We start from the raw sequence: 19519 nt of genomic DNA, 5'->3' as shown, positions 1-19519 counted from the left end.
GTTAGCCTCTTTTCCAGCGAACGCCTTGGGCTGTATCTTCCAGAAAAATATTTTTTTCTTTTAACAGATCCCTAATTTCATCCGCACGGGAAAAGTCACGATTTTTTCTAGCTTCATTTCTTTCTTGAATCAACGCTTCTATTTGCTCATCTATTAGCTCTTCTTCTTCTTGCAAATCAATCCCTAGCACATGAACGAACGTAAGCATTGTTTCCTGAAAAGCTTCTATAACCGTTGTCGACGTTTGTTTTGATTGTAAGTAAACATTCGCTTCTTTCGCCAACTCGAATAGTACTGTAATAGCATTTGCTGTATTAAAATCATCATCCATTTCCACTTCAAATTGTTGTTCTAATTCCGATATTTTTTGCAACCACTGATCGTTGTCATCCACTAAATTCATACTTGTTTGCTTACGATGCTCCAAATTAAAGTAGGCTGTATTAATACGATCCAGACTATTCTTCGCACTACTTAATAACGTTTCAGTGAAGTTAATTGGATTGCGGTAATGAACACTAAGCATAAAGAAGCGAAGAACCCGTGGATCGTAATGTTCAATCAAATCTTTTGTAAGCACAAAGTTACCAACTGACTTCGACATCTTTTCATTGTCAATATTAATATAACCATTATGCATCCAGTAATTTGCAAACGTTTGATCTGTCATAGCTTCCGATTGTGCAATTTCATTTTCATGATGAGGGAACGCTAGATCCTGTCCACCTGCATGGATATCGATCGTTTCACCTAAATATTTTCTGGCCATTGCAGAACATTCAATATGCCACCCAGGTCTTCCGCGTCCCCACGGGGAATCCCATGCTATTTCTCCGTCTTTTGCATCTTTCCATAGAGCAAAATCAAGTGGGTCTTCTTTTTTCTCGCCAACTTGAATTCTTGCCCCTGAACGCAACTCATCAATGGATTGATGCGATAGCTTTCCATAGCCTTCAAATGCACGAGGCTTAAAGTATACATCTCCATCCACTGCATAGGCATACCCTTTTTCAATTAAGCCTTCAATAAAGCTAATAATATCATTCATTGTTTCTGTAACACGTGGATTATACGTTGCTTTTTGTACGCCTAAAGCCTCTACATCGCTCAGGTATGCATCGATAAATTTATCCGCTACATCCTGTACCTCTTCTCCCAGCTCAATTGCGCTTTTAATAATCTTATCATCCACATCCGTGAAATTTAACACATAATCAACCGTATACCCTTTGTATTCAAAGTATCTACGGACAGAATCAAAAACAATAGCAGGACGAGCGTTCCCTATGTGGATATAATTATATACGGTCGGACCACAAACATACATGCTTACTCTTCCATCACGAAGCGCTTGAAAATTTTCTTTTTGACGTGTTAGTGTATTATAAACTTTTATCGGCATATGGAGATTCTCCTTCTTTCAACGTAGCTAATTCTATTTTTAATTCATCAATTTCCTTTTGCAATTCCGCACATCTATCAGCGACCGGATCCGGCAGTTTATGGTGATCCAGATCTTTTCGTACCTTCTCACCATTTTGCACGACAACTCTCCCTGGTACACCTACAACGGTGGAATGGTCAGGTACATCCTTTACAACAACAGCACCACCACCTACTTTAGAGCTTTCGCCAACTGTTAATGAACCTAATACTTTGGCTCCAGTAGAAATAAGTGCATTATCTTTAATGGTTGGATGACGTTTTCCCTTTTCATTACCTGTACCACCTAATGTAACCCCTTGAAAGATAGTTACATTATTTCCAATTTCACATGTTTCTCCTATCACAACACCCATTCCATGATCGATAAAAAGGCTATGGCCTATCTTCGCACCTGGGTGAATTTCTATTCCTGTAAAAAAGCGACTTATTTGTGAGATAACCCTTGCTATAAAAAATAAATTCTTTTTATAGAATGCGTGGGCTAACCGGTGAAACCAAACGGCATGCAAACCAGAATAAGTCAAAAGTACCTCCATATTGCTCCGCGCTGCTGGATCCTGTTCAAATACAACCGCCATATCTTCTTTCATCCGCTTGAATATCCCCATTTAAAACTAACCTCCCTTAATAGAAAAAACGCCTCTGTGTAATAGATACACAGAGACGCTTTGAAACGTGGTTCCACTCTGTTTGGAAAAGATAAAATCTCCTCCCAACTTATGCTCTAAATAACGGTAGAGTTCCGCTGTTATGTACTAGCATTCCATAACAGACTCAGGAGGGGCACTTCAAAAACGATCCTTAAAATCACTCGCAGCCAGTGGTGATTCTCTCTGAATAAGGCCTCCGTTTTCTACTTTTCCTCGTTAAACGTTCCCTATTTTATTACTCATACTATATTACATTTTTGCTGTAATGTGAATTAATTAAGCTCCAATTTGCTTTAAAACTTTATCCAGCCTTGTTAAAACAACATTTCTTCCTAACAACTCAATAGCCATAGGGAGTTCCGGTCCATGCGTTTGCCCAGTAGTTGCAACACGAATAGGCATAAATAGCTTTTTCCCTCGATGACCTGTCTCTTTTTGTGTTGCTTTAATTTCTGCTTTTATAGCATCTTTCGTGAAATCCTCCAAGTGGATAAGTTTATCTGTGAACACCTGCAACACTTCAGGTACCTGCTCCTGCTCAAGAACATCCATAGAGCCTTCGTCATAATGAATCGCTTCATTGAAAAATAACGCGGTTAATTCGACAATCTCCGCACCATAACGAAGTTGCTCTCTGTATAAAGCAATTACATTTTCTGCCCAGGTCCGCTTGTCTTCATCCATATCTTCAGACAATCTACCAGCTTCAATCAGATATGGCATTGCTAAATCAATTACTGTTTGAAGGTCTGATGCTTTAATATATTCATTGCTCATCCATTTTAATTTCTGAGGATCAAAAATAGCTGCCGATGTAGATAAGCGTTCTGGATCAAAAATTTCAATCAGTTTGCTCTTATCGAAGATTTCTTCCTCGCCAACTGGAGACCAGCCAAGTAACGTAATAAAATTAAATAATGTTTCAGGTAAATACCCTAAATTATGATATTGCTCAATGAATTGTAAGATATGCTCATCGCGCTTACTCAATTTCTTGCGATCTTCATTTAAAATTAGCGTCATATGACCAAATTTTGGCGGAGTCCAACCAAATGCATCATAGACCATCATTTGCTTCGGTGTGTTAGAAATATGCTCTTCCCCACGCAGAACATGTGATATCTTCATTAAATAATCATCAATCGCAACCGCAAAGTTATACGTTGGGATACCATTTTTCTTCACGATGACCCAATCACCAAAATCACTTGATTCGAACGTAATGTTAGCACGCACTATATCGTTAAACGTATACGTTTGATTAGCAGGGACACGCATACGAATACTAGGCTGGCGACCTTCTTCTTCAAATTGAGCAATCTGCTCCGGTGTTAAATTTGAATGCGCACCTGCGTATTTCGGTACTTGTCCTTTTGCACGTTGGTCTTCTCGTTCAGCGTCTAGTTCTTCTTCTGTCATGTAACATTTATAGGCTAGGTTTTTCTCAAGCAATTCCTCTACATATTTATTATATATATCAAGTCGCTCTGTCTGACGATACGGGCCATAGTCTCCACCAACATCAGCTCCTTCTTCCCAATCAATACCGAGCCATTTTAAATACTTAAGCTGACTTTCTTCTCCACCAACTACATTTCGTTTGTCATCCGTATCCTCAACCCGAATAATAAATTTCCCACCGAAATGTTTTGCATATAAATAATTAAATAATGCCGTACGCGCATTCCCTATATGTAGATTACCTGTTGGACTTGGCGCATAACGTACACGAACTTCATTTGTCATGGTATTGCCCCTTTCATCGTTAAACGTTTATATTTAGAAAACTTGGCATTCGTTAAAGAGGATGTTCAAAAAGCGTTCCCTATCTACCTAGAAGATAAGGTGCTGTCATGTACTACTCAGATACTAGTGTAACAAAAAGTGATAACATAGTCTGTTATCACTTTTTTCATGGTATCCTCTATAAGTTATACCCTTTTTACTGTGCTTTTTCAAGTAATTTTGGTTTTGCAAAAATCATTCTGCCAGCAGAGGTTTGTAGAACACTAGTTATTAGTACTTCAATCGTTTTTCCAATATAATTTCTTCCTTCCTCCACGACGATCATCGTTCCATCATCTAAATAGGCAATTCCCTGATTATGTTCTTTTCCATCCTTAATTACTTGCACTTCCAGTTCTTCTCCTGGCAATACGACTGGTTTAACCGCATTTGCTAGATCATTAATATTTAATACCGGTACACTTTGTAAATCACACACTTTATTTAAATTAAAATCATTCGTTACAACAATTCCACCAATAACTTTAGCTAATTTAATCAGCTTACTGTCAACTTCCTGTATTTCTTCAAAGTCGCCTTCATAAATCTCTACTTTAACTGGCAAATCCTTTTGAATTCGATTCAGCACATCTAATCCTCGGCGTCCTCTGTTTCGCTTTAATGCATCTGAAGAGTCGGCGATATGCTGCAATTCCCCTAAAACGAATTGTGGGATCACAATCGTTCCTTCTAGGAAATTTGTTTGACAAATATCCGCTATCCGGCCATCAATAATAACACTTGTATCAAGGATTTTTGCTTTTGGTTGATTGGATTCACGAGCATCGGCATCTAACGGCCTTCTTTTTTGCTCTTTTTTATTCACATTTAATAAGTTGACGAATTCCTCCCTACGTCTAAACCCAACTTGAAATCCAAGATAACCTAATAAAATCATAATAAAGAGCGGTAGTACTTGTGAGACAATTCCAATGTTAATATCCTGTAGTGGCATATTAATAAAGTAAGCAATAACTAACCCCAGTATCAACCCTACACTACCAAAAAATAAATCTACTGCAGGGACTTTAATGAGCGCGTCTTCTACCCATTTTAATGATTTTACGATATAACCTGCGAGCCAGTAGGAAATAAGAAAGAATATAATTGCACCTACTATCATGCCTAGATATGCCGATGCTAACCAACTTGCTTGCGTAAAATCAAATAAATTAATCAAATATGGTATATATAAATACCCCATGGTACCACCTAAAATAATAAAAAATAAATGAACAATATTTTTCAGCACCACTGTCACCTCCTGTCCTTATTATTGCCTTTTAAAATAAAAAATAATCCTATAATAAAGAAAAACTATCATACTAATTAAATAATAGCATAGCTCTGGCATGTTATCAATTTGGGAAACATTAAATTATAGCATAAGTAAATAACATTATCAATACTTTTTTCTGGATTATCTTGCCAAACCTGTATCTAATGCTTCCTGAACGGTATCCACACCAACAACTTGAATACCTTTTGGGATTTTCCAGCCATCCAAATTCTTTTTGGGACAAATAACACGTTTAAAACCTAGTTTTGCTGCTTCCTGAACACGCTGGTCAAAACGAGAAACACGCCTTATCTCACCTGTTAACCCCACTTCTCCAATAAAAATATCTTCTGGTAAGGTTGCTTGATCACGGAAACTGGAGGCAATACTAACAGCAATTGCCAGATCGATAGCGGGTTCATCAAGTTTCACTCCACCAGCAACTTTAATATATGCATCTTGATTTTGCAGCATTAAACCGACTCTTTTTTCTAATACCGCCATTAATAAAGGTACTCGGCTAGCATCAACTCCTGTAGCCATTCTACGCGGATTTCCAAAGCTGGACGGAGAAATTAATGCCTGTATTTCAACTAAAACAGGCCTCGTTCCCTCCATAGAAGCAACAACAGTAGATCCAGCAGCCCCTTGAGAACGTTCCTCTAGGAATATTTCAGAAGGATTCATCACCTCGCGAAGCCCTTCTTCTTTCATTTCAAATATACCCATTTCGTTGGTACTTCCGAAGCGGTTTTTGACCCCCCGTAAAATTCGATACATGTGATGCCTTTCCCCTTCAAAATAAAGCACTGCATCTACCATATGTTCGAGCATTCTCGGCCCTGCAATAGCACCTTCTTTCGTTACATGTCCAACAATAACGATTGGGATGCCGTTCGTTTTCGCTATTTTCATTAATTCATTTGTACTCTCTCGTACTTGAGGTACACTTCCAGGAGCACTTTGTACTTCCTCTTTAAAAATGGTTTGAATCGAATCAATGACAACAAAAGATGGCCTTATTTCATCAATTTGTTTCGTGATATCAAATAAGTTTGTTTCAGCCAAAACATAGAGTGAATCAGATTTAATCCCTAATCGATCTGCACGAAGCTTTGTTTGGCGAGTTGATTCCTCTCCTGATATGTATAATACAGAGAGGTTTTTATCAGCTAATTGGGCGGAAATTTGTAATAATAATGTTGATTTACCTATACCAGGATCACCACCAACCAACACTAAAGATCCAGGAACAATTCCTCCACCCAGCACTCGGTTAAATTCCATCATCGAGGTTGTCATCCGAGGTTCTTTTTCCGATTCGATAGCAGTTATTTTTTCTGGTTTACTAGCATTTTTTACGCCCCCGCTTACTGTATGCTGATTTCTGCCACTTGATGCTTCAACTTCTTCAATTAATGTATTCCAGTCATTACAGGAAGGACATTTTCCCATCCATTTAGCTGATTCATATCCACATTCCTGACATACATATTTCGTTTTCCGTTTTGCCAAAGCACTCTACCCCTTCATTCATTCATTCCTCTATTATATACCTTTTTTCGTCCTTTTAGGTTACAGCAATCTATCAATTTGTTTAAAAGTTTCCAAAGTAATGCCACAATTTCATGTTCTAGCTGAAAAATGATCTATGATAAAAAGCTAGAAGACGATGCTTCTAGCTTTTTATCTATGGCTCTTTTCATAAGTATTGTTGCTTTTAAATCTCCATAGTTGATATAAAAGATGACGTAACTTGAAATAAGGGATGATACTTTTACCCCGCTACGGAAATACACTACGCGCACCTTAGGGTGACCCGTGAGCCTCCTTGCCAGGGCAAAGCCGTGCCCGCGGAAAGCGACTGTACGCAGCGGAAATCAACCTGGTAGTTACTTCGTCTTTTATAGATCTTGTGCTAAAAACAACAATTCTTTTCGGTGGGACGAGTAACCACAGTCCCAATCTTTTAGAAAACAACTTTATCTATTAAGCAAAGGAGGGGAATTCGCTTAAACCCCTATAGTAAAGTGAATTCACCTTTATTGTTTAAACCAACCTTCACTTTTTGACCTTTTGTAATGTTTTCCTTGAGAAGTTCCTCTGACAATAGATTTTCAATGTTATGCTGAATTGACCTTCGCAATGGTCGAGCGCCATATTCAGGGTCAAACCCTTCATTTGCAATTTTTTCTATCGATTTATCGGTCAACGAAAATTCGATATCTTGGTCAGCTAAACGTTCTTTTAATTGGTCAATCATTAATGTGACAATACGCTTCATATGCTTTCTTTCCAGTGAATGGAATACAATCATTTCATCAATACGGTTTAAGAACTCTGGTCGGAATGCCTTTTTCATTTCTTCTGTCACTTTGGCTTTCATATCCTTGTAATCCGAACCTTCTTCGCCAAGGTTAAATCCGACATATTTATTACGCCTTAATTCACTAGCTCCAACGTTGGAAGTCATAATGAGAACCGTATTACGGAAATCAACAACACGTCCCTTTGAATCTGTTAAACGGCCATCCTCCAGTACTTGTAATAAAATATTAAATACATCTGGATGCGCCTTTTCTATTTCATCAAGTAAAACAACAGAATATGGCTTTGTTCGAACTTTCTCTGTTAACTGACCACCTTCTTCATGGCCTACATAGCCAGGAGGCGAGCCAACTAAACGAGAGGTCGAATGTTTCTCCATGTATTCCGACATGTCAACCCGGATCATCGCTTCCTCATCTTCAAACATTGTTTCCGCTAATGCTCGAGCCAGCTCCGTTTTACCAACACCTGTAGGTCCCAGGAATATAAACGAGCCAATAGGACGTTTCGGATCTTTTAAGCCTGCACGAGCTCTTCGAATAGCTCGAGCTACCGCATTAACACTCTCTTCTTGGCCAACAACACGATTATGCAGCGTTTCTTCCATGTTCATCAAGCGTTCGCTTTCATCTTTCGTCAGCCTTGAGACCGGAACTCCTGTCCATATCGAAACAACACTAGCAATATCTTCAACCGTTACTTCTGTGTCTGTTTGCCCTTGTTTTTCCTTCCATTCCTTTCTGGTTTCTTCCAATTCTTCACGCAGACGCTGTTCGTTATCACGTAACGATGCTGCCTTTTCAAACTCCTGGCTCTGTACGGATGCATCTTTTTCTTTGCGCACGTCACCAAGTTTATGTTCCAACTCTTTTAAATTAGGTGGAATCGTATATGAATTTAATCGAACTTTTGAACCCGCTTCATCAATTAAGTCAATCGCTTTGTCAGGCAGGAAGCGATCTGAAATATAACGATGGGATAGGTTTGCAGCAGCTTCAATCGCATCATCTGTGATGGTTACACGATGATGTGCCTCATAACGGTCACGTAGACCACGTAAAATTTGAACTGTTTCCTCTAATGTTGGTTCATCTACTTGAATTGGTTGGAACCTACGCTCCAGTGCAGCATCCTTTTCAATATATTTACGATACTCATCTAGTGTCGTTGCACCAATACATTGCAGGTCGCCACGTGCGAGGGAAGGTTTCAATATATTCGATGCATCAATCGCACCTTCAGCTCCTCCTGCACCAATGAGTGTATGCAGCTCATCAATAAATAGAAGAATGTTGCCTGCTTGGCGTATTTCTTCCATTACCTTTTTCAATCGATCTTCAAATTCACCACGATATTTCGTACCTGCTACCACTGTCCCCATATCAAGTGTCATTACGCGTTTATCACGCAATGTCTCAGGAACTTCATTATCAATAATTTGCTGTGCTAAACCTTCTGCAACAGCAGTTTTACCGACACCAGGCTCCCCAATTAATACGGGGTTATTTTTTGTCCGGCGACTTAATATTTGGATAACGCGTTCAATTTCTTTGCCTCGACCAATAACGGGATCGACACTTCCTTCTTTAGCAATTACCGTTAAATCTCTTGCTAAGGAATCCAAGGTTGGTGTATTTGCACTTGACTGCTGATTATTACGCCCTTGTCTCCCGCCTTGTGACTCATTGCTCCCGAGTAGCTGAAGCACTTGCTGTCTTGCCTTATTTAAGCTCACACCGAGGTTGTTTAGTACGCGAGCTGCAACACCTTCACCCTCACGGATCAGACCTAAAAGAATGTGCTCTGTTCCAACATAAGAGTGTCCAAGTTTTCTTGCTTCATCCTGGGATAATTCCACCACTTTTTTCGCTCTTGGTGTATAGTGAATCGACTTCATTGGTTCTTTTCCAACACCGATTAGCTTCTCTACTTCTTCTTGAATTTTAGAAACTTCTAGCCCTAACGACTCCAATGCTTTTGCAGCAATTCCTTCTCCTTCACCCACAAGTCCCAAAAGAACATGTTCTGTACCAATATTGCTATGTCCAAGTCTTACTGCTTCCTCTTGTGATAAAGCTAATACTTTTTGTGCTCTTTCTGTAAAACGTCCAAACATCATATATTATTTCCTCCTATCGGTTCTCCAATTGTAATCGTTCGCGGATTAGTGTCGCCCTAAGTTTATCACGTTCATCTGCGCTTAATGTCGCCTTTGCATATTGTTGCAAAAATCCTGGCTGTGTAAGAATCATTAATTCATTAAGTATGTTACGAGAAACATTTTTTATCAAACCCAAATCAATTCCCAATCGTACATTTGACAAGCATATTGCTGCTTCATTTGATCCAATAACCCTGCTATAATCCAACACGCCATAGGAACGATAAATGCGGTCCTCTAACTTCGTACTTGATTGTTTCATTATATGACTTCTTGCATTCCTTTCATGCTCAATTAACTGGTTAACAACGCTCTGTAAGTCACCTATAATATCTTCTTCTGATTTCCCTAATGTAATTTGATTCGATATTTGGAAGATATTCCCTTGTGCTTCACTGCCTTCTCCATAGATCCCTCGAACGACGAGCCCCAACTGGTTAATCGCTGGTATCATTCGATTAATTTGTTTTGTCATTGCCAACGCAGGAAGATGCATCATAACAGAAGCGCGCATTCCCGTACCAACATTTGTTGGACAACTTGTTAAATATCCTCTTGTCTCATCAAAGGCATAGTTAACCTTTTCCTCCAGCCAATCATCCAACTGAAAGGCTTTTTCCAATGCTTTAGATAATTGGAAACCTGGAAAATAAAGCTGGAGACGAATATGATCCTCTTCATTTATCATAATCGATACCTGCTCATTTTTTGAAATGATGGTTGCAGCAGCCCCCTCGTTTTTTGATAAATGCGGGCTAATAAGATGTTTTTCTACTAATACACGTTTTTCGACATCTGATAAATCCTGAATAGAGATAAATGCAAAATCTTCATAATCCTGAAAAGACCGATGTTCATATTCCTCTTTGAAAAAATCACGAATTTCCGTTAACTTTACCCGATCAGCAAAAATAGGATAAGAAACGCTTGAGAAGTTTCTTGCAAGTCTGATACGACTACTTAAAACAATATCGCTATCCGGGCCTTCCTCACGCATCCAAGGACTGATTGCTTCATTCATGAATCGTTTTAATGTCATGAATTATCACCTGCTTCCGTATTGCCATTTTCTTGTTCCAATGCTCTAATTTGATCCCTTACCTTTGCGGCTTCTTCAAAGTTTTCTTCTCCAATTAATTTTTGTAATTCTGTTCTATAACTTTCCAGTTGTTTCTTTGTATGCAAATTGCCACCTTGACGTTTAGGTATTTTTCCATAATGTTGTGTATTCCCTGAATGTACACGACGAAATATTGGATCAAGTCGCCCAGAAAACGTATCATAGCAAGCTGCGCAGCCAAATTTCCCTAATTGTTTAAATTGCGAAAGTGTCATCTCACAATGGGAACATTTTAGCTCATTTTCTTGCTTATAAGCATTACTTTGCTTGCTTTCCATAATTGCAGAATCAAAGTTAAACAAGCCTGCAAGTAAATTATGAAGAGAATACCCTTCTTCTGGGGACGTCATATATCCTTTTTCCATTGCACACTCTTCACAAACATGGACTTCCTTTTTGTCGCCATTTATCACTTGAGTAAAGTGGAATGTAGCCGGACGCTGTTGGCATTCTTGACATTCCATTGTGTTTCCCCCTCACTTGATTAAGTATTTTAACTGAGCAAGCATAGCTGTTAACACACGAGCACGTACTTCATCCCGGAGAGGAAGCTGAAACGCTAGTGTATTTCTATCAATTCCACTCAACATTATTTTTGCTTCCCGCTCAGTGATTAAATTTTCTTCTAAAAGCCTATCCAGCACATCAATTGAAGCTTGTTGTGTAACTGTGGGGTTAATCATCTCTATAATTTCATCAATAAGTTCAGACTTTTCTTGATGTATAATTCGTATGATTCGAATGTAACCACCGCCACCACGTTTACTTTCTACTATATATCCCTTTTCCACAGTAAAGCGGGTGTTAATCACATAATTAATTTGCGAGGGGACACACTGAAACTGATCAGCAACTTCACTTCGTTTTATATCGATGGTATTTTGTCCTCTTGATTGCAAAATCTCTTTTAAATATTGCTCAATCACATCTGAAATATTACTCATGAGCCCACCTCCTCTTCGTTGTATAAGCCTTTGACTTTGACTATCTTTGACTATGCTTTTATTATACTCCAAAATATGTGAGATGCAAATACCTTGTTTTCTATTCCTACGTATTTTTTGCAAATAGGACTACATAAGTGCGGGAGTTGGAACTCGACATTTACGGCCTGACCAATGCTAACCTTTCTAAAAAAAGTAGCCTCATAAAAGTTGCAAACGGTAAGGTGGCTTGATAAGTATTTTCGAGCATTTCTTATTCAATAAAAATAGTAGCATTCTCAACCTATATATATGTTAGACAAAAAAAGGAGATTCAAAACAAAGAAAAAACTTTACAACATATTTAATGTGTAAAGTTCCCAAGTAAATTTGATTATTTTATCTCAGATATATTTTTAACATGCTCAATTTTGGAGATTTCTTCAACTAAAGCCACTCTATCCAAATTAGATTTCCGTTCAATTTTCACAAAGATATTTCTTATATTATTTTCTGACTTCGTAATTTCTACTTTTTTTATTACCGAATCGAACTTTTCAAATGCAGAGATAACTTCATTTATCTGTAGATCTGGTAAAGCTATAATTTCAATTAAATTTGAAGAATTTCCTTTTGTGAATAGTTTTTCAAAGTTATTCAGGAAAACCAAACTAAGTAAAATTATAAATGTTGTAAATATAGCTGCTCCATACATTCCTGCACCTACTACCAATCCTATCCCAGCAACTGTCCAAATTGAAGCCGCAGTAGTTAAGCCGCGAATCGTTCCTCCATATACAATGATCGTTCCTGCTCCAAGGAAGCCAATCCCACTAATAACATAAGATGGGATTCTTGCTGGATCAAATCGAATATTATTATATTCTTCTATAAATTCTTCGAAACCATAAAAAGAAAAAAGCATCATTAAGCAAGCTCCGACACCCACAAGAATATGTGTACGAAAACCAGCAGAATGATTATTCAATCCACGTTCAAAACCAATTATCCCTGATAAAAGCAATGCAATTAGCACGCGGATCATTATCGTAAAAAAATCATCTCCAAATACATGCTGAAGAGCTTCCTGCATTTTTGATCTCCTTTTCTTATATACCAATATGTTGTGATATACTCATGTGTATATATATAATCTCTAATTTATTCATACAAAAAATATAAACGAAGTAGTGTTTCGTTTTGAGCAGTAAAAAGGATTTAAAAATTTCTTTTTTCATACATACTTGAAGTGCTTCCTATGTTGAAGACTTGAGTTAAGATTTATGAAATTGATCCAACATACTAACTTATTCTATATATAATACCATATATAATACAAAAAGCATGAATGCAAATTTTGCATTCATGCTTTTATTGTTAAAGCCTGGCGACGTCCTACTCTTGCAGGGGCAAAGCCCCAACTACCATCAGCGCTGGAGAGCTTAACTTCTGTGTTCGGCATGGGAACAGGTGTGACCTCTCCGCTATTACCACCAGACCTGATGTCATTCTGTGTTATTCACTGGATGTGAACATATCAACAGAACTTCCTTATGATAAGGACAAGTTTTATTATATGCATTTTTTGTCTAAAATGCAAGGGTTTTTGTCCATTTATACCCTAAAAACTAAATAAGAGTATCATCAACGCCGATCAAATAAGAAATTAGTTAAGTCCTCGATCGATTAGTATTCGTCAGCTGCACGTGTCACCACGCTTCCACCTCGAACCTATCTACCTCATCGTCTCTGAGGGATCTTACTCACTTAAAGTGATGGGAAGTATCATCTTGAGGGGGGCTTCATGCTTAGATGCTTTCAGCACTTATCCTTGCCATACGTAGCTACCCAGCCATGCTCCTGGCGGAACAACTGGTACACCAGCGGTATGTCCATCCCGGTCCTCTCGTACTAAGGACAGCTCCTCTCAAACTTCCAACGCCCACGACGGATAGGGACCGAACTGTCTCACGACGTTCTGAACCCAGCTCGCGTACCGCTTTAATGGGCGAACAGCCCAACCCTTGGGACCGACTACAGCCCCAGGATGCGATGAGCCGACATCGAGGTGCCAAACCTCCCCGTCGATGTGAACTCTTGGGGGAGATAAGCCTGTTATCCCCGGGGTAGCTTTTATCCGTTGAGCGATGGCCCTTCCATGCGGTACCACCGGATCACTAAGCCCGACTTTCGTCCCTGCTCGACTTGTAGGTCTCGCAGTCAAGCTCCCTTGTGCCTTTACACGCTACGAATGATTTCCAACCATTCTGAGGGAACCTTTGGGCGCCTCCGTTACTTTTTAGGAGGCGACCGCCCCAGTCAAACTGCCCGCCTGAAACTGTCTCCGAACCGGATTACGGTCCTGGGTTAGAAGGTTCGTACAGCCAGGGTGGTATCCCACGGATGCCTCCACGTAAGCTAGCGCTCACGTTTCTAAGGCTCCCACCTATCCTGTACAAGCTATACCAACATTCAATATCAGGCTACAGTAAAGCTCCACGGGGTCTTTCCGTCCTGTCGCGGGTAATGTGCATCTTCACACATCGTATAATTTCACCGGGTCTCTCGTTGAGACAGTGCCCAAGTCGTTGCACCTTTCGTGCGGGTCGGAACTTACCCGACAAGGAATTTCGCTACCTTAGGACCGTTATAGTTACGGCCGCCGTTTACTGGGGCTTCGGTTCTGCGCTTCGCTCGAAAGCTAACGCTTCCCCTTAACCTTCCAGCACCGGGCAGGTGTCAGCCCTTATACTTCGCCTTTCGGCTTCGCAAAGACCTGTGTTTTTGATAAACAGTCGCTTGGGCCTATTCACTGCGGCTCACTCACGAGTGAGCACCCCTTCTCCCGAAGTTACGGGGTCATTTTGCCGAGTTCCTTAACGAGAGTTCTCCCGCTCACCTTAGGATTCTCTCCTCGCCTACCTGTGTCGGTTTGCGGTACGGGCACCTGTGACCTCACTAGAGGATTTTCTTGGCAGTGTGAAATCGGGAACTTCGGTACTCAATTTCCCTCCCCATCACAGCTTGAAATTGCCGAACGGATTTGCCTATTCGACTTTCTCACTGCTTGGGCGCACTATTCCATCTGTGCGCATTCCTTATCCTACTGCGTCCCCCCATCGCTCAAACAGTCACGAGGTGGTACAGGAATATCTACCTGTTGTCCATCGCCTACGCCTTTCGGCCTCGGCTTAGGTCCCGACTAACCCTGAGAGGACGAGCCTTCCTCAGGAAACCTTAGGCTTTCGGTGAAAGAGATTCTCACTCTTTTTTCGCTACTCATACCGGCATTCTCACTTCCAAGCGCTCCACCAGTCCTCACGGTCTGACTTCACAGCACTTGGAACGCTCTCCTACCATTGTTCGATAGAACAATCCGCAGCTTCGGTGATACGTTTAGCCCCGGTACATTTTCGGCGCAGAGTCACTCGACCAGTGAGCTATTACGCACTCTTTAAATGATGGCTGCTTCTAAGCCAACATCCTGGTTGTCTGGGCAACTCCACATCCTTTTCCACTTAACGTATACTTTGGGACCTTAGCTGGCGGTCTGGGCTGTTTCCCTCTCGACTATGAACCTTATCACCCATAGTCTGACTCCCAAGGCAAAGTAGCTGGCATTCGGAGTTTGACTGAATTCGGTAACCCGGTGAGGGCCCCTCGTCCAATCAGTGCTCTACCTCCAGTACAATCAACCTTGAGGCTAGCCCTAAAGCTATTTCGGAGAGAACCAGCTATCTCCGTGTTCGATTGGCATTTCACCCCTACCCACACCTCATCCCCGCATTTTTCAACATACGTGGGTTCGGGCCTCCGGTCAGTGTTACCTGACTTTCACCCTGGACATGGGTAGATCACACGGTTTCGGGTCTACGACCACATACTAGAGACGCCCTGTTCAGACTCGCTTTCGCTGCGGCTCCGTGTCTTCCACTTAACCTTGCATGTAATCGTAACTCGCCGGTCCATTCTACAAAAGGTACGCCGTCACCCATTAACGGGCTTCGACTACTTGTAAGCGCACGGTTTCAGGTTCTATTTCACTCCCCTTCCGGGGTGCTTTTCACCTTTCCCTCACGGTACTGGTTCACTATCGGTCACGAGGAAGTATTTAGCCTTAGGAGATGGTCCTCCCAGATTCCGACGGAATTTCTCGTGTTCCGCCGTACTCAGGATACACTCCGGAGGAAATGCCTTTTCGACTACAGGGCTCTTACCTTCTATGGCTGATCGTTCCAGATCGATTCGTCTAACGCATTTCTTTGTAACTCCAATGGAATGTCCTACAACCCCAAAGAGCAAGCTCTTTGGTTTGGGCTGTTTCCGTTTCGCTCGCCGCTACTTGGGAAATCGCATTTGCTTTCTCTTCCTCCGGGTAATGAGATGTTTCAGTTCCCCGGGTCTGCCTCATTTATCCTATGTATTCAGATAAATGTCCTGTTCCATTACGAACAGTGGGTTCCCCCATTCGGAAATTCTCGGATCAATGTTTACTTACAACTCCCCGAGACATATCGGCGTTAGTCCCGTCCTTCTTCGGCTCCTCGTACCAAGGCATCCACCGTGCGCTCTTCTTCACTTAACTAAGTTACTTGTTTTCATTCAAAAGAACGTACAATTTAATTTGATGTCGTTGATTACTCTTATTTAGTTTTCAAGGTACAAAATAACAAAATGAGAGATTTACATCCCTCAAAACTGAACCAAACAACCATGTATGTCCCTGACCTCAGAGAACCCGTTAGGGTACCTCTGAAGCGTTCCTTCTATTTATCCTTAGAAAGGAGGTGATCCAGCCGCACCTTCCGATACGGCTACCTTGTTACGACTTCACCCCAATCATTGGCCCCACCTTCGGCGGCTGGCTCACGTAAACGTGTTACCTCACCGACTTCGGGTGTTGCTAACTCTCGTGGTGTGACGGGCGGTGTGTACAAGGCCCGGGAACGTATTCACCGCGGCATGCTGATCCGCGATTACTAGCGATTCCGGCTTCATGCAGGCGAGTTGCAGCCTGCAATCCGAACTGAGAATGGTTTTATGGGATTTGCTACACCTTGCGGCTTCGCTGCCCTTTGTTCCATCCATTGTAGCACGTGTGTAGCCCAGGTCATAAGGGGCATGATGATTTGACGTCATCCCCACCTTCCTCCGGTTTGTCACCGGCAGTCACCTTAGAGTGCCCAACTTAATGCTGGCAACTAAGATTAAGGGTTGCGCTCGTTACGGGACTTAACCCAACATCTCACGACACGAGCTGACGACAACCATGCACCACCTGTCACTCTGTCCCCGAAGGGAACCCGGTATCTCTACCGGTTGCAGAGGATGTCAAGACCTGGTAAGGTTCTTCGCGTTGCTTCGAATTAAACCACATGCTCCACCGCTTGTGCGGGCCCCCGTCAATTCTTTTGAGTTTCAGCCTTGCGGCCGTACTCCCCAGGCGGAGTGCTTAATGCGTTAACTTCAGCACTAAGGGGCGGAAACCCCCTAACACCTAGCACTCATCGTTTACGGCGTGGACTACCAGGGTATCTAATCCTGTTCGCTCCCCACGCTTTCGCTCCTCAGCGTCAGTTACAGACCAGAGAGTCGCCTTCGCCACTGGTGTTCCTCCACATCTCTACGCATTTCACCGCTACACGTGGAATTCCACTCTCCTCTTCTGTACTCAAGTCCTCCAGTTTCCAATGACCGCTCACGGTTAAGCCGCAAGATTTCACATCAGACTTAAAAGACCGCCTGCGAGCGCTTTACGCCCAATAATTCCGGACAACGCTTGCCCCCTACGTATTACCGCGGCTGCTGGCACGTAGTTAGCCGGGGCTTTCTGGTTAGGTACCGTCAAGGTACCGCCTTATTCAAACGGTACTTGTTCTTCCCTAACAACAGAGTTTTACGATCCGAGAACCTTCATCACTCACGCGGCGTTGCACCGTCAGACTTTCGTCCATTGCGGATGATTCCCTACTGCTGCCTCCCGTAGGAGTCTGGGCCGTGTCTCAGTCCCAGTGTGGCCGATCACCCTCTCAGGTCGGCTACGCATCGTCGCCTTGGTGAGCCTTTACCTCACCAACTAACTAATGCGCCGCGGGCCCATCTGTAAGTGACAGCTAAAAGCCGCCTTTTAACTTCTCATCAGGAGATAAAAAGTGTCATTCGGTATTAGCTCGCGTTTCCGCGAGTTATCCCAATCTTACAGGTAGGTTGCCCACGTGTTACTCACCCGTCCGCCGCTCGGTCCACAGATTTCCTCCCGAAGGATTCCATCTGCTTCACGCGCTCGACTTGCATGTATTAGGCACGCCGCCAGCGTTCGTCCTGAGCCAAGATCAAACTCTCCAAAAAAGTTTGAATAAGATCGACACCGTCAATCTCATCAATTGTCTTAGCTTTCTTCCTTTCATGTGCAAAAGAAATTTGTTTTTGTCGAATTCATAGAATCCGGACATTCACTTACCTCTTCTGACATGTGAAAAACAGTAACCTGTTCTTCTTGACATACTGGTTGTTTTGTTCAGTTTTCAAGGAGCAAATTTCAGTGATTGCTTTAAAATAGCAACCTCTTCATCTTATCATGCCCACTTCTATAAGTCAATAACTTTTTTGAAGTGTTTTTTAAGATTTGATTTTGTGTCGCTTCTCAAAAATGCGACTTTATTAATTTACCATGCTGACTTGTGAAAGTCAATATGTTTTTAAAATTATTTTTGGTGGAGCCTAGCGGGATCGAACCGCTGACCTCCTGCGTGCAAGGCAGGCGCTCTCCCAGCTGAGCTAAGGCCCCGTATTAAATGGTCGGGAAGACAGGATTCGAACCTGCGACCCCTTGGTCCCAAACCAAGTGCTCTACCAAGCTGAGCTACTTCCCGTTAAAATGGTGCGCCCGAGAGGACTCGAACCTCTAACCCCTTGATTCGTAGTCAAGTACTCTATCCAATTGAGCTACGGGCGCATATATATGGTGCCGAGGGCCGGACTCGAACCGGCACGATAGTAACCTATCGCAGGATTTTAAGTCCTGTGCGTCTGCCCATTCCGCCACCCCGGCAGGGTTTGGAGCGGAAGACGGGATTCGAACCCGCGACCCCCACCTTGGCAAGGTGGTGTTCTACCACTGAACTACTTCCGCTTTGGCATATTTAAATAATAATGCGGGTGAAGGGACTTGAACCCCCACGTCCGAAGACACTAGATCCTAAATCTAGCGCGTCTGCCGATTCCGCCACACCCGCTAATGGTGAGCCATGGAGGATTCGAACCTCCGACCCTCTGATTAAAAGTCAGATGCTCTGCCGACTGAGCTAATGGCTCGTACAATTAAACCAATTACTTTATGTGATTGTCAATCTAAGTGTAATATACATTTTCATAAAATCAAAAGTGGTGCCGGCCAGAGGACTTGAACCCCCAACCTACTGATTACAAGTCAGTTGCTCTGCCAGTTGAGCTAGGCCGGCAAATGGTGGAGGATGCAGGGCTCGAACCTGCGACATCTTGCTTGTAAGGCAAGTGCTCTCCCAGCTGAGCTAATCCTCCAACATATAATATATTCTTACGTATAGATATATAATATCAAATTGATTCATTATATCTATAAAGCCTGGCGACGTCCTACTCTTGCAGGGGCAAAGCCCCAACTACCATCAGCGCTGGAGAGCTTAACTTCTGTGTTCGGCATGGGAACAGGTGTGACCTCTCCGCTATTACCACCAGACCTGATGTCATTCTGTGTTATTCACTGGATGTGAACATATCAACAGAACTTCCTTATGATAAGGACAAGTTTTATTATATGCATTTTTTGTCTAAAATGCAAGGGTTTTT

At 41.9% G+C, this 19519-nt stretch carries 10 protein-coding genes, 9 tRNA genes, 4 rRNA genes and 1 other annotated feature; all 23 genes read right to left on the bottom strand.

Features of this window, described 5'->3' with window-relative positions:
• Nucleotide 1: 1 nt before the first annotated feature.
• The 23 genes from cysS to rrf (OLD84_RS01170) all read right to left on the bottom strand — a co-directional run bounded on the left by cysS (nt 2) and on the right by rrf (OLD84_RS01170) (nt 19409).
• The gene (gene cysS / locus OLD84_RS01280; RefSeq protein ID WP_209463934.1) at nt 2-1402 is read right to left on the bottom strand and encodes a cysteine--tRNA ligase; all 1401 of its coding nucleotides are present in this window, start codon (nt 1400-1402) and stop codon (nt 2-4) included.
• Nucleotides 1383-2054: a serine O-acetyltransferase gene (gene cysE, locus OLD84_RS01275; protein WP_209463933.1), complete on the bottom strand. Its 672-nt coding sequence runs from the start codon at nt 2052-2054 to the stop codon at nt 1383-1385. Before cysE ends, cysS begins: the two co-directional genes overlap by 20 nt.
• Nucleotides 2055-2102: 48 nt before the next feature.
• Nucleotides 2103-2326, bottom strand: a binding site (T-box leader).
• A gap of 46 nt (nt 2327-2372) precedes the next feature.
• On the bottom strand, nt 2373-3842 hold the full coding sequence (gene gltX, locus OLD84_RS01270; RefSeq protein WP_209463932.1) for a glutamate--tRNA ligase: 1470 nt from the start codon (nt 3840-3842) through the stop codon (nt 2373-2375).
• 196 nt (nt 3843-4038) lie between these two features.
• A complete protein-coding gene (locus OLD84_RS01265) occupies nt 4039-5133 on the bottom strand; it encodes a PIN/TRAM domain-containing protein (RefSeq protein ID WP_209463931.1) in 1095 nt (364 codons plus the stop codon).
• A 168-nt stretch (nt 5134-5301) separates the two neighbouring features.
• Entirely contained in the window at nt 5302-6675 is a 1374-nt protein-coding gene (radA, locus tag OLD84_RS01260; protein ID WP_209463930.1) for a DNA repair protein RadA, read from the bottom strand.
• Between the two features lie 505 nt (nt 6676-7180).
• Nucleotides 7181-9607, bottom strand: coding sequence for an ATP-dependent protease ATP-binding subunit ClpC (gene clpC / locus OLD84_RS01255; protein WP_209463929.1), 2427 nt, complete (start codon nt 9605-9607; stop codon nt 7181-7183).
• Nucleotides 9608-9620: 13 nt separating this feature from the next.
• Nucleotides 9621-10688 (bottom strand): protein-arginine kinase McsB, encoded by a 1068-nt coding sequence (locus OLD84_RS01250; RefSeq protein WP_209463928.1) that lies wholly within the window; start codon nt 10686-10688, stop codon nt 9621-9623.
• On the bottom strand, nt 10685-11233 hold the full coding sequence (locus OLD84_RS01245) for a protein-arginine kinase activator protein McsA (protein WP_209463927.1): 549 nt from the start codon (nt 11231-11233) through the stop codon (nt 10685-10687). Before OLD84_RS01245 ends, OLD84_RS01250 begins: the two co-directional genes overlap by 4 nt.
• 12 nt (nt 11234-11245) lie before the next feature.
• Nucleotides 11246-11713 carry a CtsR family transcriptional regulator gene (locus OLD84_RS01240; RefSeq protein ID WP_209463926.1) on the bottom strand — a complete coding sequence of 156 codons (468 nt, stop codon included), beginning with the start codon at nt 11711-11713 and terminating at the stop codon, nt 11246-11248.
• A 373-nt stretch (nt 11714-12086) separates the two neighbouring features.
• A complete protein-coding gene (locus OLD84_RS01235; protein ID WP_209463925.1) occupies nt 12087-12785 on the bottom strand; it encodes an MgtC/SapB family protein in 699 nt (232 codons plus the stop codon).
• A 289-nt stretch (nt 12786-13074) separates the two neighbouring features.
• Nucleotides 13075-13190 (bottom strand): 5S ribosomal RNA (gene rrf / locus OLD84_RS01230).
• Nucleotides 13191-13358: 168 nt separating this feature from the next.
• A 23S ribosomal RNA gene (locus OLD84_RS01225) occupies nt 13359-16277 on the bottom strand.
• Between the two features lie 195 nt (nt 16278-16472).
• Nucleotides 16473-18040: ribosomal RNA gene (locus OLD84_RS01220) — 16S ribosomal RNA — on the bottom strand.
• 363 nt (nt 18041-18403) lie between these two features.
• A tRNA-Ala gene (locus OLD84_RS01215) sits at nt 18404-18479 on the bottom strand.
• Between the two features lie 8 nt (nt 18480-18487).
• Nucleotides 18488-18564, bottom strand: a tRNA-Pro gene (locus OLD84_RS01210).
• A 6-nt stretch (nt 18565-18570) separates the two neighbouring features.
• Nucleotides 18571-18647: transfer RNA gene (locus OLD84_RS01205), tRNA-Arg, on the bottom strand.
• Nucleotides 18648-18654: 7 nt separating this feature from the next.
• Nucleotides 18655-18743, bottom strand: a tRNA-Leu gene (locus OLD84_RS01200).
• 6 nt (nt 18744-18749) lie between these two features.
• Nucleotides 18750-18824: transfer RNA gene (locus OLD84_RS01195), tRNA-Gly, on the bottom strand.
• A gap of 21 nt (nt 18825-18845) precedes the next feature.
• A tRNA-Leu gene (locus tag OLD84_RS01190) sits at nt 18846-18927 on the bottom strand.
• Between the two features lie 3 nt (nt 18928-18930).
• Nucleotides 18931-19006 (bottom strand) — tRNA-Lys (locus OLD84_RS01185).
• A gap of 70 nt (nt 19007-19076) precedes the next feature.
• Nucleotides 19077-19152, bottom strand: a tRNA-Thr gene (locus OLD84_RS01180).
• 3 nt (nt 19153-19155) lie between these two features.
• A tRNA-Val gene (locus tag OLD84_RS01175) sits at nt 19156-19231 on the bottom strand.
• 62 nt (nt 19232-19293) lie between these two features.
• Nucleotides 19294-19409: ribosomal RNA gene (rrf, locus tag OLD84_RS01170) — 5S ribosomal RNA — on the bottom strand.
• Together the 16S, 23S and 5S rRNA genes with 9 tRNA genes alongside form the textbook arrangement of a ribosomal RNA operon.
• Nucleotides 19410-19519: the final 110 nt, after the last annotated feature.

The sequence above is a fragment of the Virgibacillus natechei genome, assembly GCF_026013645.1.
GTDB lineage: Bacteria > Bacillota > Bacilli > Bacillales > Amphibacillaceae > Virgibacillus_L > Virgibacillus_L natechei.
Note: the sequence above shows the minus strand (reverse complement) of the source record. Positions and strands in the feature narration are given on the sequence as shown.